The organism is Baekduia sp. Peel2402 (assembly GCF_052567285.1).
Genome location: NZ_CP199582.1, coordinates 3301970 through 3326463, shown reverse-complemented (window position 1 = coordinate 3326463; position 24494 = coordinate 3301970). Strand labels below are relative to the sequence as shown.

Annotated in this window: 28 protein-coding genes; 10 read left to right on the top strand and 18 right to left on the bottom strand. The window is 71.3% G+C overall.

Translation table 11 applies throughout. The features are described from left to right. Positions 1–97: 97 nt before the first annotated feature. From ACT01A_RS16330 to ACT01A_RS16320, 3 genes are read right to left on the bottom strand one after another with little or no spacing between them, the layout of a single operon-like run. On the bottom strand, positions 98–313 hold the full coding sequence (locus ACT01A_RS16330) for a hypothetical protein (RefSeq protein ID WP_445148148.1): 216 nt from the start codon (positions 311–313) through the stop codon (positions 98–100). Between the two features lie 20 nt (positions 314–333). After that, a complete protein-coding gene (mce, locus tag ACT01A_RS16325) occupies positions 334–741 on the bottom strand; it encodes a methylmalonyl-CoA epimerase (RefSeq protein ID WP_445148147.1) in 408 nt (135 codons plus the stop codon). A 27-nt stretch (positions 742–768) separates the two neighbouring features. Further along, the gene (locus tag ACT01A_RS16320) at positions 769–2415 is read right to left on the bottom strand and encodes an AAA family ATPase (RefSeq protein ID WP_445148146.1); all 1647 of its coding nucleotides are present in this window, start codon (positions 2413–2415) and stop codon (positions 769–771) included. Positions 2416–2550: 135 nt separating this feature from the next. Between ACT01A_RS16320 and ACT01A_RS16315 the strand changes: the two genes are divergently transcribed. The 4 genes from ACT01A_RS16315 to ACT01A_RS16300 all read left to right on the top strand — a co-directional run bounded on the left by ACT01A_RS16315 (position 2551) and on the right by ACT01A_RS16300 (position 5661). Continuing rightward, entirely contained in the window at positions 2551–3078 is a 528-nt protein-coding gene (locus tag ACT01A_RS16315; RefSeq protein ID WP_445148145.1) for a YceI family protein, read from the top strand. Positions 3079–3084: 6 nt separating this feature from the next. Next, on the top strand, positions 3085–3657 hold the full coding sequence (locus ACT01A_RS16310; protein WP_445148144.1) for an NADPH-dependent FMN reductase: 573 nt from the start codon (positions 3085–3087) through the stop codon (positions 3655–3657). Positions 3658–3691: 34 nt separating this feature from the next. Continuing rightward, positions 3692–4336 carry a TetR/AcrR family transcriptional regulator gene (locus ACT01A_RS16305; RefSeq protein ID WP_445148143.1) on the top strand — a complete coding sequence of 215 codons (645 nt, stop codon included), beginning with the start codon at positions 3692–3694 and terminating at the stop codon, positions 4334–4336. Positions 4337–4506: 170 nt separating this feature from the next. Next, positions 4507–5661 carry a glycosyltransferase gene (locus tag ACT01A_RS16300; protein ID WP_445148142.1) on the top strand — a complete coding sequence of 385 codons (1155 nt, stop codon included), beginning with the start codon at positions 4507–4509 and terminating at the stop codon, positions 5659–5661. Between the two features lie 19 nt (positions 5662–5680). On the opposite strand, the gene ACT01A_RS16295 is transcribed toward ACT01A_RS16300, so the two are convergent. The 9 genes from ACT01A_RS16295 to ACT01A_RS16255 all read right to left on the bottom strand — a co-directional run bounded on the left by ACT01A_RS16295 (position 5681) and on the right by ACT01A_RS16255 (position 15812). Next, a complete protein-coding gene (locus tag ACT01A_RS16295; protein WP_445148141.1) occupies positions 5681–6127 on the bottom strand; it encodes an acyltransferase in 447 nt (148 codons plus the stop codon). Between the two features lie 100 nt (positions 6128–6227). Then, positions 6228–6773: an acyltransferase gene (locus ACT01A_RS16290; protein WP_445148140.1), complete on the bottom strand. Its 546-nt coding sequence runs from the start codon at positions 6771–6773 to the stop codon at positions 6228–6230. 75 nt (positions 6774–6848) lie between these two features. After that, entirely contained in the window at positions 6849–8222 is a 1374-nt protein-coding gene (locus ACT01A_RS16285; protein WP_445148139.1) for a carbohydrate-binding domain-containing protein, read from the bottom strand. A 179-nt stretch (positions 8223–8401) separates the two neighbouring features. Further along, on the bottom strand, positions 8402–9778 hold the full coding sequence (locus tag ACT01A_RS16280) for a hypothetical protein (protein ID WP_445148138.1): 1377 nt from the start codon (positions 9776–9778) through the stop codon (positions 8402–8404). Positions 9779–9964: 186 nt separating this feature from the next. Next, positions 9965–11578 carry a hypothetical protein gene (locus ACT01A_RS16275; RefSeq protein ID WP_445148137.1) on the bottom strand — a complete coding sequence of 538 codons (1614 nt, stop codon included), beginning with the start codon at positions 11576–11578 and terminating at the stop codon, positions 9965–9967. Between the two features lie 497 nt (positions 11579–12075). Then, a complete protein-coding gene (locus tag ACT01A_RS16270) occupies positions 12076–12705 on the bottom strand; it encodes a hypothetical protein (protein WP_445148136.1) in 630 nt (209 codons plus the stop codon). A gap of 46 nt (positions 12706–12751) precedes the next feature. Next, positions 12752–13705, bottom strand: a complete 954-nt coding sequence (locus tag ACT01A_RS16265) for a hypothetical protein (protein WP_445148135.1) — start codon at positions 13703–13705, stop codon at positions 12752–12754. Continuing rightward, positions 13702–14532 (bottom strand): DUF1385 domain-containing protein, encoded by an 831-nt coding sequence (locus ACT01A_RS16260; RefSeq protein WP_445148134.1) that lies wholly within the window; start codon positions 14530–14532, stop codon positions 13702–13704. The genes ACT01A_RS16265 and ACT01A_RS16260 overlap by 4 nt, the downstream gene beginning before the upstream one ends. Then, complete coding sequence (locus tag ACT01A_RS16255) at positions 14529–15812, bottom strand: M20/M25/M40 family metallo-hydrolase (RefSeq protein WP_445148133.1); 1284 nt, start codon at positions 15810–15812, stop codon at positions 14529–14531. The genes ACT01A_RS16260 and ACT01A_RS16255 overlap by 4 nt, the downstream gene beginning before the upstream one ends. 70 nt (positions 15813–15882) lie before the next feature. On the opposite strand from ACT01A_RS16255, the gene ACT01A_RS16250 reads away from it, so the two are divergent. The 3 genes from ACT01A_RS16250 to ACT01A_RS16240 are packed head-to-tail and all read left to right on the top strand — an operon-like array spanning position 15883 to position 19561. After that, a complete protein-coding gene (locus tag ACT01A_RS16250; RefSeq protein WP_445148132.1) occupies positions 15883–16659 on the top strand; it encodes an MIP/aquaporin family protein in 777 nt (258 codons plus the stop codon). 11 nt (positions 16660–16670) lie between these two features. Beyond that, positions 16671–17978 carry a replication-associated recombination protein A gene (locus tag ACT01A_RS16245; RefSeq protein ID WP_445148131.1) on the top strand — a complete coding sequence of 436 codons (1308 nt, stop codon included), beginning with the start codon at positions 16671–16673 and terminating at the stop codon, positions 17976–17978. Further along, entirely contained in the window at positions 17975–19561 is a 1587-nt protein-coding gene (locus tag ACT01A_RS16240) for an aldehyde dehydrogenase family protein (protein ID WP_445148130.1), read from the top strand. The genes ACT01A_RS16245 and ACT01A_RS16240 overlap by 4 nt, the downstream gene beginning before the upstream one ends. 148 nt (positions 19562–19709) lie before the next feature. Here the strand turns inward: ACT01A_RS16240 and ACT01A_RS16235 are convergent, their stop codons facing one another. Together ACT01A_RS16235 and ACT01A_RS16230 are read right to left on the bottom strand one after the other, a co-directional pair. Then, positions 19710–20018: an AzlD domain-containing protein gene (locus ACT01A_RS16235; protein ID WP_445148129.1), complete on the bottom strand. Its 309-nt coding sequence runs from the start codon at positions 20016–20018 to the stop codon at positions 19710–19712. Next, on the bottom strand, positions 20015–20692 hold the full coding sequence (locus ACT01A_RS16230; RefSeq protein ID WP_445148128.1) for an AzlC family ABC transporter permease: 678 nt from the start codon (positions 20690–20692) through the stop codon (positions 20015–20017). The genes ACT01A_RS16235 and ACT01A_RS16230 overlap by 4 nt, the downstream gene beginning before the upstream one ends. A gap of 17 nt (positions 20693–20709) precedes the next feature. Here ACT01A_RS16230 and ACT01A_RS16225 point away from each other — a divergent pair, with 17 nt between their 5' ends. Then, positions 20710–21303: a helix-turn-helix domain-containing protein gene (locus ACT01A_RS16225; protein ID WP_445148127.1), complete on the top strand. Its 594-nt coding sequence runs from the start codon at positions 20710–20712 to the stop codon at positions 21301–21303. Here ACT01A_RS16225 and ACT01A_RS16220 read toward each other — a convergent pair. Continuing rightward, a complete protein-coding gene (locus tag ACT01A_RS16220; protein ID WP_445148126.1) occupies positions 21261–22082 on the bottom strand; it encodes an oxygenase MpaB family protein in 822 nt (273 codons plus the stop codon). The genes ACT01A_RS16225 and ACT01A_RS16220 overlap by 43 nt on opposite strands. A 39-nt stretch (positions 22083–22121) precedes the next feature. On the opposite strand from ACT01A_RS16220, the gene ACT01A_RS16215 reads away from it, so the two are divergent. Beyond that, a complete protein-coding gene (locus ACT01A_RS16215; protein WP_445148125.1) occupies positions 22122–22868 on the top strand; it encodes a precorrin-2 dehydrogenase/sirohydrochlorin ferrochelatase family protein in 747 nt (248 codons plus the stop codon). On the opposite strand, the gene ACT01A_RS16210 is transcribed toward ACT01A_RS16215, so the two are convergent. From ACT01A_RS16210 to ACT01A_RS16200, 3 genes are read right to left on the bottom strand one after another with little or no spacing between them, the layout of a single operon-like run. Then, positions 22865–23263: a hypothetical protein gene (locus tag ACT01A_RS16210; protein ID WP_445148124.1), complete on the bottom strand. Its 399-nt coding sequence runs from the start codon at positions 23261–23263 to the stop codon at positions 22865–22867. The two genes, ACT01A_RS16215 and ACT01A_RS16210, sit on opposite strands and share 4 nt — an antisense overlap. Then, positions 23263–23592, bottom strand: coding sequence for a hypothetical protein (locus tag ACT01A_RS16205; RefSeq protein WP_445148123.1), 330 nt, complete (start codon positions 23590–23592; stop codon positions 23263–23265). The genes ACT01A_RS16210 and ACT01A_RS16205 overlap by 1 nt, the downstream gene beginning before the upstream one ends. Next, positions 23589–23930 (bottom strand): hypothetical protein, encoded by a 342-nt coding sequence (locus tag ACT01A_RS16200; protein ID WP_445148122.1) that lies wholly within the window; start codon positions 23928–23930, stop codon positions 23589–23591. Before ACT01A_RS16200 ends, ACT01A_RS16205 begins: the two co-directional genes overlap by 4 nt. Before the next feature lie 69 nt (positions 23931–23999). On the opposite strand from ACT01A_RS16200, the gene moaC reads away from it, so the two are divergent. Next, positions 24000–24488: a cyclic pyranopterin monophosphate synthase MoaC gene (gene moaC / locus ACT01A_RS16195; protein WP_445148121.1), complete on the top strand. Its 489-nt coding sequence runs from the start codon at positions 24000–24002 to the stop codon at positions 24486–24488. Positions 24489–24494: the final 6 nt, after the last annotated feature.

Here is a 24494-nt window from a genome sequence, read left to right as displayed (position 1 = left end):
GGCCGCCACCGCGCGAGAGGTTACGGGTTTTGTGCCGTTCGACAACAACCCTTTTGGCCGGGTCGACCCACCCATCGGGCCGGGTCCCCCGAGGAGGCTAGCCCCCGATCCCGAACCCCACGCGCTGCTCGTCCTTCTCCACCCGCAGCCACAGCACGTGCGCGAGGTTGAGGCGGATCGAGCCGTCTTCGGCCTCGACGTCGTGCCAGCCTTCGCCGCCAAGGGCGCCCTGGAGCTTGCTCAGCTCGTCGTCGCTGACGCGGGTCGCCAGCGGGGGGCTGGCCTGGAAGCCGATCGAGATGCGCTGAGCCATGGCCTCGATCCTACTCGGCGTCAGTGCGCGGCCGGCTCCACGATCTCGGTCAGCACCCCGCCGCTGGCCGCCGGGTGCAGGAACGCCACGCGCGACCCGCGGATGCCGATCCGCGGCGTCTCGTCGATCAGCCGCAGGCCCGCGGCCTTCAAGGACTCCAAGACGGAGTCGATGTCCTCCACCTGGTAGGCGACGTGGTGGATCCCGGGCCCCTTCTTGGCCAGGAACTTGCCCACGGGCGTGTCGGGACCGAGCGGCGCGAGCAGCTCGACGTGGTTCTCGCCGACGTCCAGCAGGACCGCCTCGACGCCCTGCTCGGTCACCGTCTCGCGGTGGACGAGCGCCATCCCGTAGGTGTTCTCGTACAGGCCGATAGCGGCGTCGAGGTCCTCGACGGCCACGCCGACATGGTCGATGCGCGCGAACATGGCGCGCGACCTTATGCGAAGCGGCGGCTACGCCGCGTTGTCGTCCGAGCCGCCCGGCTGGGGCAGCGGCGTGACGGCGGCGATCCGCGGGCGCTCGGGCGCCTTCGGCGTCTCGGCCGGCTCGCTCGTCGGCGCCGGAACGTCCGGCACCGCGTACGGCGGGCGGCGGCGCATCAGCGGCGGCGTGTCGGCCATGATCGTGTCGATCTCGGAGCGCTCCAGCGTCTCCTTCTTCAGGAGCTCCTGGGCGATCTCCTCGAGCTTGTCGCGGTACTGCGTGATCAGGTCGTAGGCCGCCTTCTGCGCCTCGAAGGCCAGCTCCTGCTGCTCCTCGTCGCGGATGCGGCGGGTCAGGTCGGAGACGACGTCGGCGTCGGTCACGGCGCGCACGGACGCGGTCGCGGTGCCCATGCCGTACTCGTGGACCATCGCGTGGGTGATCTCCGCGACGCGGTGCAGGTCGTTGGCCGCGCCGGTCGTCACGGCGCCGAAGACGATCGCTTCAGCCACGCGACCGCCCAGCAGCACCGTCATCTGGTCGACGAGCTCGTCGCGCGTCTTCAGGTAGGAGTCCTCGTCGGGCAGGTTCATCACGAACCCGAGCGCGCCGCCGCGCGGGACGATCGAGATCTTGTGGGTGCGCTCGGTCGACGAGAGCAGCTCGCGCGTCAGCGCGTGGCCGGCCTCGTGGTAGGCCACCACGCGGCGCTCGTGCTCGTTGAGCGTGGTGTTGCTCTGGACGCCGGCCACGACGCGCTCCAGGGCGGCGTCGAAGTCCTCGCGCCCGACCGCCTGGCCGGCGCGGCGCGCGCAGAAGATCGCGGCCTCGTTGCAGAGGTTGGCCAGCTCGGCGCCCGACAGGCCGCTGGTCTGCTGGGCGACCAGATGTAGGTCGACGTCCGGGCGCAGCGGCTTGTTGGCGGTGTGGACTCCGAGGATCCGCTTGCGGCCCTCGACGTCGGGCGGCGAGACGTAGACCTGGCGGTCGAAGCGACCGGGGCGCAGCAGCGCCGGGTCGAGCTTCTCCAGCAGGTTGGACGCCGCCATCACGACGATCCGGCCCGAGGACGAGAAGCCGTCCATCTCGACCAGCAGCTGGTTGAGGGTCTGCTCGCGCTCGGAGTTGTTGTCCGAGCCGCGCGTGGCGCCAACCGCGTCCAGCTCGTCGATGAAGATGATCGCCGGCTCGTTCTTGGACGCCTCGCGGAACAGGCGCCGGATGCGCGCCGCGCCGAGGCCCGCGAACATCTCGACGAACGAGGACGCCGACTGCGCGTAGAACGTCGCGCCGGACTCGTTGGCCACGGCCTTGGCCAGCAGCGTCTTGCCGGTGCCGGGCGGCCCGTGCAGCAGGACGCCGGCGGGCACGCGCGCGCCCAGGCGCTGGAAGCGCTTGGGGTCCTTCAGGAAGTCGACGACCTCCTGAAGCTCCTTCTTGGCTTCGTCCACGCCCGCGATGTCCGACCAGGCGACCTCGACGTTGGCGTCGGGCTTGAGCTCCTGAGGCTTGGTCTTGGGCATGGTCTTGAGCATGCGCCACATGACCACGCCGAACAGCACGATGAACAGCAGGGACGCAAAGCCCTGCCAGTCCGTGCCGAACTGCTGAAGCTTCTCGGAGAACGACATGTCGTTGGCGGCCGCGAACAGCGGCGCCATCAGGGAACTGGCCACGTCCCCTCCATCGGCCGAAAACGGCACGTCCTTGACCGCAGACGACCCGATTGACGAAACGGACCGCGGTCCGCTATAGTGATCTCAACAAGCGGACTGCGGTCCACCTCTCATTCTCAGGAGTCAAGCACAGCCATGAGCACCACCACCTCCGTTCCGGCCGGCACCTACGGCCTCGACACCGTCCACTCCACGATCGGCTTCGCCGTCAAGTACAACGGCCTCGCGAAGTACCGCTCCTCGTTCGAGAAGTACGACGCGGCTCTTGCCGACGGCGTCCTGACCGGCTCCGCCGACGTCTCCTCGATCGCCGTGGACGAGCCCAACTTCAAGGGCCACCTCCTCACCGCCGACTTCTTCGACGCCGAGAACGCCCCGACGATCACCTTCAAGTCGACCGACATCGCCGTCGCCGAGGACGGCACGGGCGAGGTCTCCGGCGACCTGACGATCCGTGGCGTGACCAAGTCGGTCGTCGCCAAGGGCGACGTCTCCACCGCCACCGACGCCTACGGCAACGAGCGCGTCCTGTTCGAGATCGCCACGACGATCGACCGTCGCGAGTTCGGCATCAACTGGCAGAACCAGCTGCCGAACGGCAACGACGCCCTCGCCTACGACGTCGAGATCTCCGTCTCCCTGCAGTTCGTGAAGGCGGCGTAAGGCCCCATGCCTGCTGCGATCCGCATCCTCGGCTTCTCCGGAAGCCTGCGAAGCGGGTCCCACAACACGGCCCTGCTCCGGGCGGCAGCGAAGTCGCTGCCGTCCGGGGCCGAGCTGGAGGTCTACGACGGCCTCCGGGACCTGCCCGCCTATGACGCCGATCTGGACACGCCCGAGACCGAGCCCGAGACCGTGGCGCAGCTGCGCCGCGCCATCGCCGAGGCCGACGGCGTCCTGATCTCGACCCCGGAGTTCAACGGGTCGATCCCGGGCGCGCTGAAGAACGCGCTCGACTGGGCTTCGCGCCCGTTCCCCGACAACGCGATGCGGGGCAAGCCGACCGCGGTGGTCGGCGCTTCGACGGGTCTGTTCGGCGCCGTGTGGGCGCAGGCGGAGACCCGCAAGGTGCTGGGCATCATCGGCGCTGACGTGCTCGACGGGGAGCTTCCCGTGGGCCAGGCGTCCGGGGCGTTCGGCGACGACGGCCACCTGGCCGACCCCGATCTGCGCGACGCGCTCGACGAGCTGGTGGGCGTTCTGGCCGCACGGGTGGGAGCCAGGGACTCCCAGGCGGTTTAACGTGCTCCATGTGGTCCCCCAATTCGAGCTTCCGATGTCCGCCCCCGACGGCGCTGCGCCGTCGGCCGAGCGCGAGCGCGCGGACGCCCGCCGCAACCGCGAGCGGATCCTGTGCGCGACCGCGCAGCTGATCGAGGAGAAGGGCATCGACTGCATGTCGATGGACGACGTCGCCCACGCGGCCGGCGTCGGCAAGGGCACGCTCTATCGCCGCTTCGGCGACCGAGCCGCGCTGCTGCGCGCGCTCATCAGCGAGCCCGAGCAGGAGTTCCAGGACAACTTGATCCGCGGCCTGCCGCCGCTGGGTCCGGGCGCACCGGCCGCCGAGCGCCTGCACGCCTTCGGCGAGCACCTGTTGCGCTTCCTCGACGGCAACGCGGTCTACATCAAGGCCGGCGAGCTGCTGGGCTCCAGCAAGCGCTACACCCACCCGGTCTACGCCTTCTACCAGACCCACGTCTCGCTGCTGCTGCGCGAGTCCTGCGGCGAGAACGGGGCCAACCCCTACATGGTGGACGCGCTCTTGGCACCCCTCGGCGCCGAGCCGTTCCTCTACCAGCGCGACGTGCGCGGACTCTCGGTCGACGAGATCTGCGCCGGCTGGCACGCGCTTTGTGACTGCGTGCTCGCCGGGCTGGGCGCGGCGGGCGCGGGCGTGGCGACGAACGCCGCGGCCTGACGCCGCGGTCCGTCGTCCGTCCCCCGACGGGCGCTAGCGCTTACCTGCGTCACCGCGCGCGGCCATCGCGCACAGCCCACAGATCTCGAGGGCGGCCAGACCCCAGCCCACCACGATGCACGTGACGATCACCATTGACCCGCGCGCGATGGTACCCGTGGCACCGGATCATGAACCTGCGCGTACCGGTTTCCCGGATCCTGGTCCGATGGGCAACACGAGGAGCGAGAGCTACCCTTGTCCGTCTGCGCTTCGTCCATTTTTATCCGTTTCGCCCGGACCGCGACCAGGGCGGCACGCTTCGCCTCAAGACCGCCGTCGCGGCAACCGAACCGCTGGGCGAAACGACAGTCGTGTGGTTCGACGCGCAGGCGGGACGCTGGACCGCCGACCCACCGCGAGGTGAGGGAACGGAACCTGCTGTCGACGGCGGTTTGAAGCGGCGCGTGTTTCCGCACACGCTCTACGAATCAGGCCGACATGCTGTCGCCGCCTTGAGCGCGGCTTGGGACGAGTTCTCTCAGCCCAACGACACCATCATCTTGCACACCAGCTACCTCGCTCCGGCCATCGACGCGCGTCCCGCGGTCGTCGATGTCTACGACCTCGTCTGGCGTGGGCACGAGATCGACGCCCGACAGGGACCGGCCCACCTCGCCCCGGTTCGCGCGAGCTACGCCCTGCATGTGCGACGCAAAGAGGAACGCGCGCTGAGCCGGGCGCGAGGTCTGGTGGTCGCAGGCTGGGACGACCACCAACGACTGGCGCACCTGGCCCCTCCGACGACATGGTGCCCGACGGGGATGGCGGCGAACCCCGCGCCCGCGCGGACAGCCGGTGGGAAGCTCCGCATTGGATTCTTGGGCAACTTCGCTCACCAAGCGACCGTTGACAGCGCCACCGCGTTGCTCCGCGCCCCGGTCGCTCACGACGATGCGGTGGAGATCGTCCTTGGTGGGTGGGAGTCCGATCGCGTCGAAGCGTTGCAGGACACGTCCGCGATCGTTCTCGGCCCCGTGGCCACGCCGAACGACTTCTGGCGCGAGATCGACGTGGCAACCATTCCAGTCTTCAGCGGCACGGGCATCAAGTGCAAGATCGCCGAGGCGATGCTGGCCGGCCGCGGGGTCATCACGACGCCTCTCGGGGCCGCGGGCTTCAGCCCGGACTCACGCGCGGGGATGACCGTCGTCGCGAACCTCGACGAACTCGACAGCGCTGCCTGCTTTCGGGCTCGTAGCGCCACAGGCGGCGCCAATCCTGATCAATTCACCGTTGAGGCGGCGGCGGCGACCTATCGCGCGTTCCTCACCGCACTGGGCTAGGACCAGCGGCGATCTACGCTCAGCTCGGACCGATCACCCTGGCGGGAACACCCGCGACGAACTGACCGGACGGAACGTTCTTGGCAACGACCGCCCCGCTACCAACGATGACGTTGTCCCCGATCGTGACGCCGCCCAGGATCATCGCGCCAGCACCGATAAAGCATCCGGAGCCGATGCGAATGTCGCGGCCCTCTCGGGGGACTTCAGGATAAGGCGCGTCGGGCTGAAGACTGGCACGCACTCCGTTGAAGAAACGATGCTGACCGGTCAAGACGTAACAGCCGTGGGAGAAGAGCGTGTGGTCTCCGATCCACACCTCACCCGACACCACGTTAAACGTCGCATCCATGAGCGAGCATCCCTCGCCCACATGAACGCGGTCCAACTGCCCGTGAACATATGAGTAGTCGACATTTCGGAAACCGCACCACAACCCGATCTTCGTAAAGGGCAGCAACGCCAAGCGGACCAAGCGTCGTTGGCGCGGATGACTGCGTCGCCACGGGTTGTACAGAAACGTCAACCGCCGCCGTCCGCGCAGACGAGCGACGAGCTGATCGGCCTTAGGCACGGATCCAGCCCTCCGGAGGCGTAGGGAGCGAACGGACCACGCGCGCCGGCACGCCCGCCGCGATGACATTCGCCGGTATGTCGCCGGTGACGACAGCAGCAGCCGCGATCACCGCATTGTCGCCGATCGTGACACCCGGAAGGACAATCGCTCGCTGGCCGACCCACACGTTGCGGCCCAGCGTGATCGGCGCTGCGCGAGGCGGCTCGCCGTACGCGATCTCATGGGTATCGGTGTCGCGGATGATGGCGTCGGGAGCGATCTTGCAGCCCACGCCGAGCCGGACGTTCGTCGTGGCAAGAATGCGGCTGCCACCGTTCAGAAACGCACGGTCACCGATGCTAAGGCGGCCTCCATGCTTCACGTCCAACGTCGGGCCGTCGCGCATCACGACCGAGTCACCAATCTCCAGATCACCATCCACAGCGATCCGCGGCCGTTTCCCGAAGACGATCGGCCGACGGCCTGCACGCCCGCCTGCCCGCCGCACGGCCCATTCGGCACGTAGCCATCCGATGCCTAGCTGCAACTTGTCCACGTACGTGCGGAGCGTATCGTCACGCGAAACTGGCCGCTCTCGCTGCACCGCACAACAAGGACGGGTACGAGCAGATCACTGATAGCCGGGCGAGACGTATGTCGACCCCGCCTTGCCAAACGGCACGAACGAGCCACCCGACGGCGTGCCGCCGATGACGCCGCCGGTGACCGGCAGCTTTGGGAACGTGACGGTGTTGCCGCTCAGCTTCGACGGGCAGGTGGCGTCGTTGGTGGCGGGCCACACGGCGCTGCCGATGCTGGTCCCGGCCCGCGGGGCGATGTAGACGTTGGTCAGGGTCGTCGGCGCCGTGTCGCAGCCCGTCGTCATCCAGAGCAGGTAACCGCCGGAGGATGTGGCCAGCGCGTTGTTGAAGGCCAGGTCCGCGTTGAGGATCTCGACCGATCCGATCGCGCCGAGGTCCGGGCGGGTGAAGATGCCCTGGTAGTTGGAGTCCGCGGTGAGGTGGTCGATCCGCAGCGCCTTGACGCCGCCGTAGGGCTGCACGACATCCGAGTGGTTGGTGTCGAAGGTGCCCTTGATGCCGACCGCGCGGATGTTCTCCAGCTGGACGGTCGCGAGCGGCGCGACGATCTGGACCGCGTCCATCTCGTGCTGGGTGCCGTCGAACAGGACGCCCTCGACGTGGACGGTGCCGGTCGCGTTGCCGATGTACAGCGCGGTCTTCTTCGTGGAGCTCGCCGGGATCGCGATCGTCCCGCCCTTGATCACGACGTTGCGACCGCCGACGAGCGACAGCGCGCCCTGATGCGCGACGGTGCCGAGGCTCAAGATGTAGTCCTTGGTCTTGTCCAGGGTGAGCGTCTGGTCGCCCTGCGCGACGGCGACCGTGGTCGGCGTCGTCAGCGTCGGAGCCGCCCAGCGGAGCTTGGCCGCGACGGCGGCCGGGGTCACCGCGGACGGAGTCGCCGCGGGGGTGGTGGTCGTCGTGGTCGCGATCGTGCGGACCGTGTCGACGTAGACGTTGCGATCGCAGGACGCCGTGCTGTAGTCGTTGGTCAACGAGAGCGTGATGGTGTGCGGGCCCACCGCGAGGCTCTTGGCGACCGAGTACGAGGTGTAGGTCGTCGCGGAGACGGCGAACGTTGTGACCTTGACGCCGTCGACGTTCAGCTGCAGCGTTGGCGCGCCGCCGCATTGGGCGCCGCGGGCGCGCACGGCAATGGACGTGGTCGCCGACGCCGGCCTCACCGTCGCCTGCGCGGTGCCGCCCGTGTACATCGCGAACGTCTTGCCGCCCTCGGCGGGGGCGTCGGCGACCGGCATCAGGTAGGTCACGGCGGAGGTGAACGACTCCCCGGGCGTGGTCGTGACCGTCGTGTCGGCGGCGGAAGCGACGGCGGGGAGGACGAGCAGGGAGGCGAAGACGGTGGCCAGGATCCGCTTGGGGGCAGGCCGGGGCAGCCTGCCGGGGCGCAGGGGCGACATGATGTTCCTCAGAGGTGGGGGGTGCGCCCGATGAGGCGCGGCGGCAAGGGACACGGTCGGGAGACCGTCGGCCAGGGACGCGAGTGCATCCGCCGGTCCCTTGACCTATCGGCGTCCGCAACGCCGCGATTGCCGCTCATGACGCCGCTTGGACAGATGGCCGAGATGAGCCATCTGGCTTAGCCGTAGCCTGGCGATCGGTACGTGACCCCGACGTCGGCGGCCGTCACGAACGACCCACCGGGCGGGGTTCCCCAGCGGGCAGAGCCGGTAATGGGCAGCGACGGCCAGCTGATGGCGGTGGTCCCGGACAGGATCCCGGGGCAGTTGGTGGCCTGCCCCGTGGGCGGCCAGACCGTCGAACCGAGGGTCGAGCCGGACCGACCCTTGACGTACACCTCGCTCAACGTGGTCGTCGCGGCCGCGCAGCCGTTGGTCAACCACAACAGGTAGCCACCGGTTTTGGCGCCGACGTTGTCATAGGCCATATCGACGTGCCGCAGGTCGACCGGGCCGATCGCGCCCTGGTCAGGCTGGTTGAAGATCCCCTGGTAGTTGGTCGTGGCGGTCAGGCGGTCGACGCGCAGCTTCGCCACACCGCCCCAGGGCTGTATCACGTCGGTGTGATTGGTGTTGTAGCTGCCGCGCAGCCCGATGGCGCGGATGTTCTCCAATTGCACCGTGGCCCTCGGCGCGATGATCTGCACGGCGTCGAACTCGTGCCCAGAAGCACCGTCAAACCAGACGCCTTCGACGTGGACGACACCGGTCGCGTTCCGGATGCCGAGGCCAACAGCAGAGTGCGAGCTGCTCGGCAGGGCGATCCGGCCGCCGACTATCTTTACGTTCCGACCGCCGTACAACACGAGGCCGCCGGCATGGTTGCCCACGTTGATGACGTAGTCCTTGGTCGTATCGAGGGAGAGCGTCTGGTCGCCTTGCGCAACGTTGACCGTCGTTGGTGCTGACAGCACCGGTGGCGCCCAAGCCAGACGGGGCCGCGTGGGGATCGCAGGGGACGGCGTCGTCGTCGATGGCGGCGTCGTCTCGCCCGACGCCACCGTTGGGGTCTCGGTTGAGTCAGGAACCGTGTTTGAACCCGGAGCACCGCCCTGATCCGAGACCGGGGCAGAGCCGGTCGTGCGAGAGGCAGCAAGGAACCGCACAGCCCCGTTGCCCAAAGGTCGTCGGCAACGCGGCCCCGAGCCACCACGGGAGGTGAGCGCGACGCGGTAACGCCCAGCCGGCGCGGTAAAGACGACGCGCACTTCCTTGAAGCGCCGCGAGCGAATCGTTCGCCGAATCAGCATCTGCCGGTCGACTGTCAGCCGAGCGGTCGTGCCGACCCCGCAGCGCAGACGTAGGCGGACAGAGAGCACCTCCGAGGCCCCCCGGAGCTTGACCGTCGCCACATGCCGGTCCGTGGTGAACCCGGCGGCGGGGACCGCGCCGACCAGCTTGTCCGCCGCCTTCGCCGAGCCACAGACCACCAGCGAAAGCAGCACCGACAGCGCAAGCGTCGCAGCGGCCCCGTGGTGGGTGGAGGTCGAGAGCATAGAAGAGCATGGCCCGGTTGAGGACGGCACACCAGCGACGCGCAGTGTCGTCACACGGACAAGTGGAATGCAAGTCGCGTTCACCGCCGCGACAAGACTCCCTCTCGCGCGAAGGATGCCCCAGCGGCGCGGACCACAATGTCGATTGCCGCACTCTGGTCACGGCGATGACGAGGGTCGTGATCTCTATAGGTAGCCGGGTGACGTATAGCCACTACCGACGGTGCCCGTCGGGACGAACGACCCGCCAGGCGCAGGCCCACTCGTCACGGCACCCGTGACGGGCAGCGTGGGCCACGTCGCCTTGTTGCTCACGAGCTTCGCCGGGCACCCCGCGTCCGTAGTCGTCGGCCAGACGGCCGAGGACAGGGTCTTGCCGCTACGAGGCGTGATGTACACGTCGGTGAGCGTGGTCGGTGCCATATCGCAGCCGGTCGTCATCCAGAGCAGGTAGCCACCGCTAGCGGTGATTGCGGCGGAGTTGTTGAACGACATGTCGACGTTCTGGAGGGAGACCGAGCCGATCGCGCCCTGGTCAGGCCGGGTGAAGATACCCTGGTAGTTCGAGTCGGCGGTGAGCCGGTCGACGCGCAGCCTCGCAACGCCGCCCCAAGGCTGGATGACGTCGGAGTGGTTGGTGTCGTACGTGCCGAGGATGCCGTCGGCGCGAACGTTCTCGACCTGGACCGTCGCGAGCGGCGCCTGGATCTGGATGGCGTCCATCTCCCGCCCGCTCGTTCCGTCAAACTGCACCCCTTCGACGTGGACCGTACCGGTGCTGTTCTTGATGCTGAGCGCGGTCGCCTTGGTGGAGAGCGCCGGGAGGGCGATCGTGCCGCCGATCATCTCAACGTTGCGGCCGCCGCTGATCACGACCTGGCCGACGTGCGCGGTCAAGCCCAGCTTGATGATGTAGTCCTTGGTCGTGTCAAGGGCGAGCGTCTGGTCGCCCTGTGGAACGTGGATCGTCGTCGGCGACGCCAGCGCGGGCGCGGCCCAGCGGAGCTTCGGACGGGTGTCGACCGGCGTGGTGGGCGTGGGATCGGTTGGCGGCGTGGTGACCGGCGGCGTTGTGGTGCTCGGCGTCGTGACGGTCGGAGCCGGGGTCGTGACGGTCGGCGTCGTGACCGTCGGTGCCGGCGTCGTGACCGTCGGCGTCGGGTCGGAGGGGACCGTGATGGTCGGCGTGGTCGGGATCGGATCGACGGGCGTGGTGGCTGTGGGCGTAGCCACGGGCGTGGAGGGCGTCGGCTCCGGCGGGATCGCCGTGACAACCGAGGCAACCGCCGGGGCGGGCGTGGCCGTTGCTGCCACCGGCGGCGGCGCCGGCGCCGCCGCCGCCGCGCGGATCTGGTCGACGACGATCGCGCGTCGGCAGGAGCGGGACTTGTAGGCCTTGGTCAGCGAGACGGCGACGCGGTGGGAGCCGGCGGCGAGGGCGGTGCCGGCGGTCAAGTCCTGGTACTTGCCGCTGCTGAGGGTCTTGGTCACGGGTCGGGAGCCGTCGACGGCGACGCGAAGGGTCGGGGCGCCAGCGCAGGAGATCCCACGGGCGCGGACGGTGATCGTCCGCGCCGCGGAGGAGAGCGACAGCGTGGTCGTCACCGAGCGGGTGGTGGCGAGCTTGAGGGCACGGCCCGAGGAGGAGGCGTCGTCGCGCACGACCGTCGCGCCGGCGGCATGGGCCAGACCGCTGGCGGGGACGGTGATGTCGGCGGCGGCGGGGGTCGCCAGCACCACCGCGGCGAGAACGGCGACGGGCAGGAGCGACCGCCGCCCGATGAGTGGGGCGTGCGGCATGCGGGATCGTGAGGAAGGCGAGCGGGGCGGCAGCTCCGCTCGACACGATCCGCATCGGCAGGTTCAGGTCCGGACTCAGTCCGGAAAAGGGCTTCTTGGACACCTGTTCGAAGGTGTCCCTATGTGGCGCCGCTCAGCGCGGTGGGCGCGGTGCGGGCGCGCGGAACATTCGGGGGCGGCCGCGGAGGGAGGCCGCGTCGCGTTCGAGCTGCTCGCCAGTGAGGTGCTCGTCGTCGTGGTCCCGAAGGCGCGCCTCGAGGGCCCGGAGGCGCTCGGGGAGGCGAAGGTTCGGCGTGGTGGTCGTGTCCCGCTGCACCGCGTTGAAGCTAGTCATGGAGATGGCGTTCTTCCGCGTTGTCGTAGGTTCTGCACGGGCTTGGGACAGGACCCGTTCAGCGCACCAGATTTGTCGTAAGACAATCGGGCTATCGGCGCGGCAACGCAACCGACCGATAGGCCAGGATTAAGCGCGCCTGTTCGGCCGGAGTGGTGGCGCGTCAGCGCTTGCGGCCGACGACGCAATGCGCAAGATCGCGTACTGAAGGACGCGCGCGCTCGATGATCCCGCCCGCCGCGGGCGTCGTGAACCCGTGGCGCTGGACCAGGTCCTCTGCGACCAGCTCGGCGTCGAAGGCGGCGAGCTGGGCGACCGGGTCGGCCCCGGCGCTCGTCGTCAGCACGACGTGCCCGCCTGCGCGCAGGACGCGCCGGCCCTGCGCGACGACCCCGGCGACCGCCGCTTCCGGCAGCGGCTCGAAGCCCTGGATCAAGACCAATACGTCGACGCTCCCCGCCGGGATGTCGACCGTGCCGCTCAGCGCGACGACCGCGCCCTCCTCCGCCGGCGCGTCAGGCGACCCGCCGCCCACGGCGATGACGCGGTGCCCGGCCAGCGCGAGCGTCGACCGCAGGCCGGGGTCCGCACCGCCGACCTCGACGATCGTCAGCTCCTCGCCGAGCGCCTGGATCTGGTGAAACGCCCACGGGTGCTCGATCGTCCGCTCCAGCTCCTGGGGCGGCCACGACCGCGGATCGGGCTCGCGCACCAGCGCGGTCGCGAGGCCTTCGCCGACGATGTTCGTCAGCCGCTCGGGAACGCGGACGTGGCGGGAAAGCGCCTTCAGCACCCGGTCCATCCTAGTTCGGGGCGACCCCGGGTTCCGGCGCGGCGGCTCAGCGGCAGCTCGCCCGCGGCCGCGTCTCGCCGAGCGGGACGCAGAGGCGCGTCGCGCGACCGTCGCGCGCGATCCGCAGCGCGACGCCGTCGTAGGCCGGCGCGGTCGCGGTGATCGTGAAGGGGCGCGCGACGGAGCGCAGGCGCAGCGTCCGGGAGGACGTGGTCGACGCCTTCAACAAGGTGCGGGAGCCGAGCGCGAGCGTCGACCCCTTCGGCAGGCCGGTCACGCGGAGCGTCGTCCCCCGCAGCGTCAGCTTGGTGGGGTTGATCTTGCCGTCCTGCGACAGGCCCCACGGCGGGTTGGCGTTGACGATCCGCCCGGGCGCGCAGGTCGCCGTGAAGGGGCGGAAGGTCGTCGAGTGGTGCAGGCCGCCGATCTCGTAGACGCCGTCCGCCACGACCGGCCAGATCACGCCGCCGTCCTTGGAGGACTTGGGCTGCGCGCGGTCCGGGATGACGTCCTTGTTGAAGTAGACCGGCCTGGGGAGCGCCGGCAGCGCGACGGCGGTCGCGCCCGCGACGCCGTGCGCGCCGTAGGCCGTGAAGTCGTCGAACGGCACGCCGCGGACGTTGCGCGTGGAGAACGTCGAGACGATCGCGCACTGCGCCGGGTTGCCGTCGGGCGCGAGCGGGACGCTCAGCAGCGCGGCCAGCGCGTTGTACACCGCGTCGCTCGGGACCTGGAAGTTGACGTTCTCGAGGTCTTGGCCATCGGTCTTGAACGTCTGCAGGTAGATCGTGTGGTGCCCCGCCGCGTTGATGTAGGGCGTGATCTTCTTGCCGTCCGGCACGCGCAGCGTGTAGGACCCGTCCTTGCGCACCGTCGCCCCGAGCGTCGGATCCTCGGCCACGCGCACCTGCGCCCCGCCGAGCTTGACCTCGACCTTGTTGAACTCGTAGGCGGTGCCGCTGAGCGAGACCACCGCGGCAGCGGCCAGGGCGGCGATCACGCGACGCCCTCGGCGCGCAGGATCTCGTCGAGCGCCGCGCGGCCGACGTCGAGCTGGGCCTCGGTCGGCTCGCGGGTGCCGAGCAGGCGCTGGAGCTCGTGGCCGGGCAGGCGCAGCGCGCGGGTGGTGGTCGAATCGGCGTGGCGCTCGGACCACACGAAGACCTCGACGGCGAGGCCGATGCTCGCCAGCGACACGGCGGCGCCGTGCAGCTGCGTGGGCCGCTCGACCAAGCGCTTCAACAACGCGGTGCCGGCGACGTTGGAGGCCAGCAGCGGCGCCATCAGGTGCGAGCCGCAGCGGTCGTGCTCCTTGGCGGCGTCGCGCGCGTCGTCGTCGCCGTTCTCGTAGGCGGCGATCGCCTTGTGCTCGACGCCGTGGTAGGCGGCCAGGTCGCCGCCGCGCAGCGCGATCAGCGAGGGCAACAGCGACAACATCGCCAGCGCGGCCTCGCCACCCGCGGGGTGGGTGGGACCCCATCTCCGACGCAACAGCGCGCCGCCGATGGTCGCCGTCGCGGCCGCGCCGATCACGGTCTTGTCCTGCCACGGCAGCTTGGCCTCCGGCAGCCGCAGCTTGACAATCGGGATGACCGCCATCGCCTCGCCCATCCGCAGCACGCCGCGCGCACCCGGGACGCTGTCGATCGGGCCGCCACGCAGGGTGGGCTTGCGCCCGGACGCCGCGCGGATCTCCCCGCCCGGCGTGCGCACCGCCGCCGCCCACTGCGTCGGCCCGTGCACGAGCAGCCCGTTGCGCAGCGCCATGCCGCCGAGCCGGAGGGGCTCCCGCTCACGCTCGCGGTCGGTTCTCGTCACCTCGCTCATGCCAGCAGCTCCAACGCGATCGCCGTGTACGCCCGCGCCGCGAAGCCGACATCCGCCGCCGCGATCCGCTCGTCCTTGCCGTGCACCAGCGGCCACATCTCGCCGAGCGTCATCTCGCGCTGCGGGAAGAACCCGTAGGCCACGCACTCAGGGAAGGCGTCGCGGAACGCGCGCGAGTCGGTGTAGGCCGGGAGCATCGTCGGCACGACGCGCGCGCCCGGATCCTCGCTCTGCACCCAACGCGCGATCGCGTCCATCAGCGGCGAGGCCGCCGGCGACCCGTTGCCGATGACCTCCTCGAGCCACGTCACCTCGTAGTCGTCGCCCGCGCCGTCCAGCACCTCCGCCAGCCGCCGTTCCGCGGTCTCGCGCCCGTGCCCCGGCGGGACCCGGCAGTCGACCTTCAGCACCGCCCGCGACGGGATCACGTTGATCTTCTCTCCCGCGCTGACCATCGTGGGTGCGAAGGTCACCGACGCCATCGGCTCGGCGAAGGCGCCCAGCGTGGGGTTGATCGCCCTCAACCCCTCCACATCATCTACACCCAAGGCCGACAACAACGTCGCCGGCGCCTCGGTCAGATCCGGCGACGGGCGACGCGACGCCAAGGCCGACAACAACGGCGCCAGCTTCGGCAGCGCGTTGTCGGCCACGTTGGGCATCGACGCGTGCCCGGCCGCGCCGCGCGTCGTGATCGAGAAGCGGAAGACGCCCTTCTCGGCGATGCACACGCCGTACAGCCGCTCGTCGCCGTGCGGGATGACCGTGCCCGCCCCCTCGTTCAGCAAGAAGTCGCAGCGGACCAGGTTGGGGTGGTTCTCGGTCAGCCAGATCGCGCCGTCCTCGCCGCCGGTCTCCTCGTCGACGACGACGACCACCAACAGGTCGCCGTGCGGCGGCCGCCAGCCGGACTGCGCCAGCTCCAGCGCCGCCGCACACTCGGCCGCGGTCTGCGACTTCATGTCCTGCGCGCCGCGGCCCCAGACGACGCCGTCGACCAGGTCGCCGCTCCACGGGTCGCGCGACCACTCGGCCGGGTCGGCCAGCACCGTGTCGACGTGTGACAGCAGCCCGAGCACCGGGCCGTCGGCCTCGCCGCGCAGGCGCGCGACCAGGTTCGGGCGCTCCGGCGTGCGACCCACCAGCGAGACCTCGAACCCGGCCCGCTCGAACTCCGCCGCCAGCTCCTCCTGCAACGCGCGTTCGTCGCCCGGCGGGTTGACGGTCCGGTGGCGGATGAGCTGCCGCAGCAGCTCGACGGCTCGGTCCTCGAGGGCCATGCGGGACAACCTAACGGCTCACCCTCGCCGGGCGAGCCGCCTTCACCCCCGAGCAGAGCACGCTGGCAGGATGCCTGAATCGACGTACCCGCCCGACAAGGGCTACCCCGCGTACCTCGCGGAGTTCGTCGGGACCGCGATCCTGGTCGTCGCCATCTGCGCGTTCATCTCGCGGTCCGCCCCCGTGCCGGTCGACCTGCTGTCAATCGGCCTGGTCCACGCGATCGCGCTGATGGCGATCGTCTACACGATCGGCTCGATCTCCGGCGCGCACGTCAACCCGGCGGTGACGCTCGCGCTGCTGATGATCCGCAAGATCAGCCCGCGCGACGCCGGCGGCTACCTCGGCTCGCAGTTCGCCGGCGCGCTGGTCGGCGCGCTGCTGGCCCGGATGTTCTTCTCCACCCGCGGCAGCGTGTTCGACTTCGGCGCCGCGACCGTCAACCCGCTCTACCTGCACGGCGGCAGCGTCTGGCTGGCGCTGATCGCCGAGGCGCTCGGCACGTTCATCCTGATGTGGGCGGTGATGGGCACCGCGGTCAACCCGGACGCGCCCAACGGCGTCGCGGGCGTGGCGATCGGCGGCTCGCTCGGCCTCGCGGTGCTGCTCTTCGGCCCGGCGACCGGCGGCTCGTTCAACCCCGCGCGCTGGTTCGGCCCCGCGCTGGTGTCCGGCACCTGGAGCGACGGCTGGCTCTACCTGATCGGCCCGGTGCTCGGCGCGATCGCCGCCGCCGCGACCTACCTGTTCGTGATGGAGCACTCGCGGCGCCAGGTGCTGCCCGCGCAGGCGCCCGAGGTCGGCGAGTCCGCCACGCCACCCGGAGGCGCGGTGCCGCTGGCGTAGTCTGGCGGCTGGTGAGCGACCAGCTGTTCGACTTCAGCGACCAAGACCCGCAGCCCGGCGGGGCGCCCGGACTCGATCCGGACGCCCCGCTGCCGGCGCGGATGCGGCCGCAGACGCTCGACGAGCTCGTCGGCCAGGAGCACGTCCTGGGCGAGGGCTCGTCGCTGCGCGTGGCGATCGAGCGCGGCCGCCCGTTCTCGATGATCTTGCACGGCCCACCCGGGACCGGGAAGACGACGCTGGCGCGGATCGTGGCGACCGGCGCCGAGGCGGCGTTCGAGGAGCTCAGCGCCGTGCAGGTCGGCAAGGCCGAGGTCACGCAGGTGATCGCGCGGGCGCGGGAGCGCAAGCGCGGCGGCCGACCAACGGTCCTGTTCCTGGACGAGATCCACCGCTTCAACAAGGCCCAGCAGGACGCGCTGCTGCCCGCGGTCGAGGAGGGGACGCTGACGCTGATCGGCGCGACGACCGAGAACCCCTACTTCTCGGTCAACGGCGCGTTGTTGTCGCGGTCGCAGGTGCTGGAGCTGCGCGCGCTGACCGCCGAGCACGTCGAGAGGCTGCTGCGCCGCGCGATCGAGCGCGGCGAGCTGGGCGACGTGACGATCGACGACGAGGCGGTGGAGTTCCTCAGCACGCGCTCCGGCGGCGACGCGCGCTCGGCGCTCGGCGCCCTGGAGCTGGCGGCGGAGACCGCCGGGCCTGGCGGGAGCGTCGCGCTGGCGGGCGCGGAGTCCGCGCTCCAGCAGAAGGCCGTGCGCTACGACCGCGCCGGCGACCAGCACTACGACCTGATCTCCTCGTGGATCAAGTCGACGCGCGCGTCCGACGTCGACGCGTCGTTGTACTACTTGGCCGTGATGCTCGAAGGCGGCGAGGACGCGCGCTTCATCGTGCGCCGGATGGTGATCCTCGCCTCCGAGGACATCGGCAACGCCGACCCGCGCGCGTTGCAGGTCGCGACCTCCACCGCGGCCGCGATCGAGTTGGTGGGCTTGCCCGAGGGCGCGCACGCGCTGGCGCAGTGCGCCGTCTACCTCGCGCTAGCGCCGAAGTCCAACGCCTCCTACAAGGCGCTTGGCGCGGCGCGCGCCTACGTGCGCGAGCACGGCGCCGCCGCCCCGCCCGGCTACCTGCGCTCCGGCCCGCTGGCCGACGAGGGCTATGACTACCCGCACGACCGCCCCAACCACGTCTCCTCCCAATCGGTGATGCCGCCGGGCCTGGAGGACGTGCGCTTCTACGCGCCCGACGGCCAGGAGGCGCCGTTCGCCGACCGCCACGCGGCGCTGCGCAAGCTGCGAGGGCTTGACGGGTGAGCGACGCGCCGCCGACCCTGAGCGCGGTCGCCCCGGCGACCGGCGCGCCGCTCGGCGTCCCGCTCCCGGTCGCCTCTCCACGAGACGTGCAAGCGGCGGTCGCCGAGGCGGCGTCCGTCCAGGCGCTCTGGGCGCAGCTGCGGCTAGCCGACCGCGCGCGCTACATGGCGCGCGCCGCGCAAGCGGTGATCGACGAGGCCGACGAGCTGGCCGCGCTGATCAGCGCCGAGCAGGGCCGCCCGGTCACCGAGGTCGAGCTCGGCGAGCTGCTGCCGGCGATCGAGACGTTGCAGTGGCTGGCCGAGGACGGCCCGGGGATCCTGTCCGGCGAGCGCGCGTCGGTGTCGCGCGCGCTGCGGCCGCTGACCCGCGCGCGCTGGACCTACGAGCCGCTCGGCGTCGTCGCGGTCCTCGGCCCGGCGGCCGAGCCATTCGCGACGCCGCTGGGCGACGTCGCGGTCGCGCTGATGGCCGGCAACGGCGTGGTCTTCAAGCCGTCGCCGCACGCGGCGCTCATGGGCGCGCGGATCGCCCGCGTCTTCGCCCGCGCGGGCCTGCCGCCCGGGCTGCTGCACGTCGTCCAGGGCCACGCGGCGACGGGCGACGCGCTGGTCGAGGCGCCGGTCGCGCAGGTGCGCTTCACGGGCTCGACGCTGGCGGGCGCGAAGGTCCTGGAGGCCTGCGCGCGCGGCGTCAAGCGCGTCGTCGCCGACTTGGGCGGCGCGGACGCCGCGATCGTCTGCGCCGATGCCGACGTGCCACGCGCCGCGGCCGGGATCGCGTGGGGCGCGTTCTCCAACGCCGGGCAGTCCGGCGGGTCGATCGAGCGCGTCTTCGTAGTGGAGTCGGTCGCCGAGCAGTTCTTGGGGTCCTTGGTGGGACGGGCGCGCGCGCTGCACGTCGGCGACCCGCGCGACCCGGAGACCGAGATCGGCCCGCTGGTCGGCGGCGAGCGCCTGGGCCGCGTGACCGAGCTGCTGGCCGACGCGGACGCGCGCGGCGCGACGCAGCACTGCGGCGGACCGGTCGAGGTCCCCGGACTGGCCGGCGCGTTCTGCGCGCCCGTGGTCCTGAGCGGCGTCCCGGCCGACGCGCGGATCGTCCGCGAAGAGGTTCCCGGGCCGGTCGTGGCGGTCACCGTGGTCGCCGACGAGACCGCGGCGATCGCCGGCGCCAACGCCTCGCCGCTGGGGCTCGGCGCCTCGGTGTGGACCGCGGACCGCTACAAGGGCGCGCGGATCGCCCGCGAGCTGAAGGTCGGCATGGTGTGGATGAACGACCACCACGTCGCGCGCTCGGCGCCGCAGCTGCCGTGGGGCGGCGTGCGCGGGTCCGGAATCGGGCGGGCACGCGGCGCGATCGCGCTGCGCACGTGCGCCGAGCCGAAGGTCGTCACGTGGGATCCGCGCCTCGGTGAAGCGTTCTGGTGGTTCCCCTACGACCGCGCGCTGGCCGGGACCGGCCGCGCGATTGCGCGGCTGCGGTCGGCACGAGACGCCGACCGGGAGCGCGGGCTCAAGGATGGAGCCCGGCCCGCGCTCACAGTCGCGGCACGCACACTTAAGACACTGCGACGCGGCTAGGACGCCCGCGACGCAGCTTTGAGGTCTCGGCTCTCGACGCCTCCCGCCGTTCGCTCCGAGGGACGCGAACCTAGGGCTGTCAGGGCCGATCCGGCATGACTTTCCACAAAGTGCATCGGTTTGCACTCTGAAAGCGCACCGGGAAGGTTCAGCTGAGTGCGCGCAAGAGCGCCGCGGTGCCAGCCGCCGCGGCGATGACCACCAGAACGGGTGCTCGCAGCAGGACAGCGACGAGCGCGACGCCCAATCCGGCCGCGCGCGGGTCGAGCACGAGGTCGCGTCCGGTCGCGAAGGTGTTGGTGACGATCAGCGCGGCGAGGACCGCGGGCGCCAGCAGCGCCATCGCGCCCGCCAGCCGCGTCGGCAGCGCGCGGCCGCCGAAGACCGCGGGCGCCAGGCCCTTGAGCAGCAGCGTCCCGGCCGACGCGCCGAGGACGACGATCCAGGCGGTGGTCATGCGGCCGCCACCGTGCCCGCGCTCTGGCGCAACCCGACCAGGCAGACCGCCGCCGCGGCGACGATCGGCACGCCCGGCGGGACCAAGGGCACCATGATGAGCGCGATCGCGCCGCCGGCCAGCGCGGCGAGCAGCAGGCGGCGCTCTCGGATCTGGCCCGCGAGCAGCGCGAGGAAGAGCGCGGGGAACGCGGCGTCCAGGCCGAGCGCTTCGGGGTCGCCGAGCGCGGAGCCCGCGGCGACGCCGCCGATCGAGCAGACGACCCACGCGCTGTAGATCGTCACGCCCGCGCCGACCAACAGCCGCGGGTCGTAGCGGCCGTCGCCGCGGTGGCTGACCGCCCACGACTCGTCGACCGCGACCTGACCTTGGGCGGCGCGCGCGGCGGCGCGCCCCGGCAGGAACGGCGCGACCGAGAGCCCGATCGGCAGGTAGCGCGCGTTGAGCAGCAGCGCGGCGGCGATCGCCGCGACCGCGGTGCCGCCGTCGCCGACGATCGAGACCGCGGCGAACTGCGCCGAGCCCGCGAAGGTGAGGATCGAGAACAGGATCGTCGCCACCGTCGAGAACCCGGCCTCGCGGGCGAGCACGCCGTAGGTCAGCCCGAAGCCGCCGACGGCCACTGCCAGCGGCCAGGCGCGGCGGGCGCCCTCCACGTACGTCGTTCGTTCCATTAGACTTCATGTTCGCTATGTCGAACGAGATCGTCAAGGTCGTAGGGGACAACCTGAGGCGCCTGCGCGCCGAGCGGGCGCTCACGCTGTCCGATCTGGGACGCGCGTCCGGCGTGGCGAAGGCGACGCTCAGCGCGCTGGAGGGCGGTCGCGGCAACCCGACGCTGGAGACGCTCAGCGCGCTGGCGGCGGCGCTACAGGTCCCGATGGGCGACCTGATCACGAGCGCCGACCCCGAGCCGGTGACGGTCGTGCGCGGCGACGAGGGCACCGACATCCCGGGGACCGCGAACGACCTGCGGCTCATCGCCCAGTTCGCGCCGGGCGCGACCGTCGAGCTCTACGAGGCGGTCTGGCCGAAGCGCTCGACGCGCAACGCCGGCGGCCACGGCCCGGGCACGCGCGAGCACGTGCTGGTCACGCGCGGCGGGCTGAAGGTCGGGCCGCTGGGCCGCGAGGTCGGGCTCTCAGCGGGCGACTACGCGACGTTCGCCGCCGACGAGCCGCATCTCTACGAGGCGCGCGCGGGCACGCGGGCGCTGCTGCTGATGCAGTGGGCGCCCGGCGCTCAGGCCGCGGCGGCCGCCGGCGTCACCGCGGCGGGCACGTAGCGCAGCGAGCCCGGCAGCAGCGGGACCAGCACGCGCTTGACGTACTCGGCGCCGCCGCGCACCGCCAGCGCGCGGGCGGGATCCCACGAGAAGCGGTAGCCGCGGCGGATCGTGCCCGGGAGCAACCCCACCGTGATGACGTTGGCCAGCTCGACCAGCGGACGGACCTTCAGCGGCACCGGCGGGCGCAGGACGACGTCGATGCCGACCTCGCGCGCGGTCGGCGTGACGTGCAGGTCGCCGGAGCGCAGCATGTCCTTCATGTAGGTCTCGAAGTCCGCGTACGCCGCGGGCATGTCCTCGTCGCGCAGGCCGAACAGGCGGCCGACGACGCGGTAGTCGGCCCAGTAGGCGTCGCGCTCGTCGGCCGAGAGCGACGTCACATAGCGCTCGTAGACCAGCAGCGCGGAGTCGACCAGGCAGGCGACGATCCACAGCAGCAGCTCGGGGTCATCGGCGGCCCACGGCGTGCCGGCGGGGAAGGGCCCCGCATCGCGCGGCAGCGTCCCGCGGGCCTTGGAGTGCATGCTGCGAACGCGCCGGGTCGCGCGGTCCGCCTCGGCCTTGGTCCGCCACGCGATCGCGTCCATGACCTCGGCCGTCCGGCGCAGGCGCGTGTACGGGTCATCCAGCGAGCCCGTCGCCATGAAGAAGCCCTCGAACGCCACGGGATGCGCGGCCATCATCAGCAGCGCGCGCGGGCCGCTCAGCGCGACCACCTTCTCGCGGTGGACGCGGCGCAGCATCGAGTCGTCGGTGAAGTAGGTCGCGGGCGCCATGTGCTCTACGACACGGTACGGGCGTCTACCCTGTTCGGGATGCCTGCTGCCGCATATGAGGGGAAGGAGTGCGTCTGCCAGTTCAAGCGCGGGGTCTGCGACCAGACCTGCGTGCGGGACATGCTGGACACGCCCTTCTACATCGCGTGCCTGAAGCTGCGCGGACGCAAGACGCTGGTGATCGGCGGCGGTGAGCTCGGCCTGGAGAAGACCGAAGGGCTGCTGGCCTGCGACGGCGACGTCACGGTGATCTCGCCCGAGGTCGGACCGGAGCTCCAGGAGTTGGCGCGCGAGGGCTCGATCCAGTGGGAGCAGCGCCAGTACGCCGGGCCGGAGGATCTCGAAGGCATCTTCATGGTGATCGCCTGCACCGACGACACCGACACCAACATCCGCATCTACGAGGACGCCGAGCGCCGCGCGATGTTGGTCAACATCGTCGACGTCCCGCCGCTGTGCAACTTCATCCTGCCGGCGATCGTCCGCACGGGCCCGCTGGCGATCGCGATCTCCACCGCCGGCGCCTCCCCCGCGCTGGCCAAGCGCATGAAGCGCGAGATCGCCGCCCAGTTCGGCGAGGACTACGCCCGCCTCGCGGTGATGCTCAACGACGTCCGCGGCTGGGCCAAGGGCACGCTGCCGACCTACCAGGACCGCAAGGACTTCTTCGAGTCCATCGTCAACGGCCAGCCGGACCCGATCCAGCTGATCCGCGCCGGCGACGAGGCCCAGCTCCTGGAGATCATCGCCGCCGCCAAGCAGCGCTTCGCACCGGCTCCGGCCTAGGGGACCGACGGAGGCGTGCGCGGGCACGTCTTGAAGTGGTAGTCGTCCACCTGGCAGTCCGGGCTCGCGTGCAGGAGCGTCGCGAGCGGCACGGCGAACGCGAGGAGCCCGAGGCCGAGCCCGACGATCAGCGCCGTCCACCGCCGCCGCGCGGTGGCCACCGCGGTGCCGACGGCGACCAGCAGCGGCACGCCCGGGAACTCGACGAGCTCCAGCTTGCGCTCCGCGCTGCGGCAGAGGTCGATCCGCGGCGAGCCCTCCTCCGCGTAGTGCGAGCCGCCGTCGCCGCCGCAGGGGCCTATGCCGATCGCCCCGCTGCCGAAGAACCCGACGAGGACGGCGAGGAGGGTCACGATGGTCCCCACGACGCCGATCGCGGTGCTCCGGTCGGCCATCACGCGAGCGTGTGGGCGGCGTGGAGGAGGACCCAGCCGACGGTCGCCAACGGCGTGAGGAGCACGGCGACCGCCATACCCATCTGACGATCCCTGGACGACGCATCGCGCAGCAGGAGGTCTGCTAGCACGGTCGACAGGATGGTGCCGAAGACGAGCGCGACGCAGAGCGGGGCGTCGCTCGCCAGCGACATCGCAGAGGCGAGCGCGAGGAAGACCAGGGCGGGCACGAACACGACGCTCACGAAGAGGATCCCGGCCCAAGCCCAGCCGTCGAGCGGGCGCGGCGCGTCGCCCTCGGCCTCGTCGCGCAGGTAGATCAGGCTCACGAGAAGCACCCCCCGTCGTGGCAGGCGGCGTAGAGGAGCCCGAACGCGATGGCGACCGGGATCGCCACCGACAGGCCCGCCGTAACGCAGGCCCAGAACGCCCGCAGGCCGCTGGTGAGGCGGCGCGCGGAGGGCGCGTGCCAGCCGATCGCGCCGCTCAGGAGGACGGCCAGGACCGCGACGGTCCAGTCCGCCGCCTCGCCGTCCAGGACGGTGAAGAAGATCAGGCCGAAGGCGGATGCCGCCAACGGCGCGCCGAGCAACGTGAGCGCCCAGTAGTCCCAGCCGGGCGCGAGGCGGCGGGCGGGCGCGGTGTGGATGTCGGTGTTGTTGACCATCGGTCAGCACAGCGTAGACGCTTGTCGACCGTCGGTCAACACGTACGAACGTCTAGTGTCCACCGACAGATGAGCGAGCGGCTGACGCACCTCGATGAGCAGGGCGACGCGCGGATGGTCGACGTCGGCGGCAAGCCGGTCACCGAGCGGCGCGCGGTCGCACGTGCGGTGGTGCGGATGAGCCCGGAGACCGCGCAGGTCGTCGCGGCCGGCGACGCGCCGAAGGGCGACGTGCTCGGCACCGCTCGGATCGCGGGCGTGATGGCGGCCAAGAAGACCGGCGAGCTGATCCCGCTCTGCCACCCGATCGGCCTCGACCACGTCGACGTCGACGCGGAGATCGACGCCGCCAACGGCGTCATCACCCTCACCGCGACCGCGAGCGTCACCGCGCGGACCGGCGTCGAGATGGAGGCCATGACCGCCGCCTCGGTTGCCGCGCTGACCGTCTACGACATGGTCAAGGGCGTCGAGCGCGGCGTCGCGATCGAGCAGGTCGTCCTGCTGGAGAAGACCGGCGGACGCAGCGGCGTGTGGCGGCGGGGCGACCCCGCTTAGGATGGC

What these genes read in the sequence shown, in the direction of transcription:
- ACT01A_RS16255 (WP_445148133.1), bottom strand. Translation starts at nt 15,812, where the DNA reads ATGGCCCTCGAGGACCGAGCCGTCGAGCTGCTGCGGCAGCTCATCCGC.
- ACT01A_RS16280 (WP_445148138.1), bottom strand. Translation starts at nt 9,778, where the DNA reads ATGCTCTCGACCTCCACCCACCACGGGGCCGCTGCGACGCTTGCGCTG.
- ACT01A_RS16310 (WP_445148144.1), top strand. Translation starts at nt 3,085, where the DNA reads ATGCCTGCTGCGATCCGCATCCTCGGCTTCTCCGGAAGCCTGCGAAGC.
- ACT01A_RS16305 (WP_445148143.1), top strand. Translation starts at nt 3,692, where the DNA reads ATGTCCGCCCCCGACGGCGCTGCGCCGTCGGCCGAGCGCGAGCGCGCG.
- ACT01A_RS16235 (WP_445148129.1), bottom strand. Translation starts at nt 20,018, where the DNA reads ATGACCACCGCCTGGATCGTCGTCCTCGGCGCGTCGGCCGGGACGCTG.
- ACT01A_RS16220 (WP_445148126.1), bottom strand. Translation starts at nt 22,082, where the DNA reads ATGGCGCCCGCGACCTACTTCACCGACGACTCGATGCTGCGCCGCGTC.
- ACT01A_RS16315 (WP_445148145.1), top strand. Translation starts at nt 2,551, where the DNA reads ATGAGCACCACCACCTCCGTTCCGGCCGGCACCTACGGCCTCGACACC.
- ACT01A_RS16210 (WP_445148124.1), bottom strand. Translation starts at nt 23,263, where the DNA reads ATGGCCGACCGGAGCACCGCGATCGGCGTCGTGGGGACCATCGTGACC.
- moaC (WP_445148121.1), top strand. Translation starts at nt 24,000, where the DNA reads ATGAGCGAGCGGCTGACGCACCTCGATGAGCAGGGCGACGCGCGGATG.
- ACT01A_RS16225 (WP_445148127.1), top strand. Translation starts at nt 20,710, where the DNA reads ATGTCGAACGAGATCGTCAAGGTCGTAGGGGACAACCTGAGGCGCCTG.
- ACT01A_RS16275 (WP_445148137.1), bottom strand. Translation starts at nt 11,578, where the DNA reads ATGCCGCACGCCCCACTCATCGGGCGGCGGTCGCTCCTGCCCGTCGCC.
- ACT01A_RS16215 (WP_445148125.1), top strand. Translation starts at nt 22,122, where the DNA reads ATGCCTGCTGCCGCATATGAGGGGAAGGAGTGCGTCTGCCAGTTCAAG.
- ACT01A_RS16330 (WP_445148148.1), bottom strand. Translation starts at nt 313, where the DNA reads ATGGCTCAGCGCATCTCGATCGGCTTCCAGGCCAGCCCCCCGCTGGCG.
- mce (WP_445148147.1), bottom strand. Translation starts at nt 741, where the DNA reads ATGTTCGCGCGCATCGACCATGTCGGCGTGGCCGTCGAGGACCTCGAC.
- ACT01A_RS16200 (WP_445148122.1), bottom strand. Translation starts at nt 23,930, where the DNA reads ATGGTCAACAACACCGACATCCACACCGCGCCCGCCCGCCGCCTCGCG.
- ACT01A_RS16260 (WP_445148134.1), bottom strand. Translation starts at nt 14,532, where the DNA reads ATGAGCGAGGTGACGAGAACCGACCGCGAGCGTGAGCGGGAGCCCCTC.
- ACT01A_RS16250 (WP_445148132.1), top strand. Translation starts at nt 15,883, where the DNA reads ATGCCTGAATCGACGTACCCGCCCGACAAGGGCTACCCCGCGTACCTC.
- ACT01A_RS16300 (WP_445148142.1), top strand. Translation starts at nt 4,507, where the DNA reads ATGAACCTGCGCGTACCGGTTTCCCGGATCCTGGTCCGATGGGCAACA.
- ACT01A_RS16230 (WP_445148128.1), bottom strand. Translation starts at nt 20,692, where the DNA reads ATGGAACGAACGACGTACGTGGAGGGCGCCCGCCGCGCCTGGCCGCTG.
- ACT01A_RS16285 (WP_445148139.1), bottom strand. Translation starts at nt 8,222, where the DNA reads ATGTCGCCCCTGCGCCCCGGCAGGCTGCCCCGGCCTGCCCCCAAGCGG.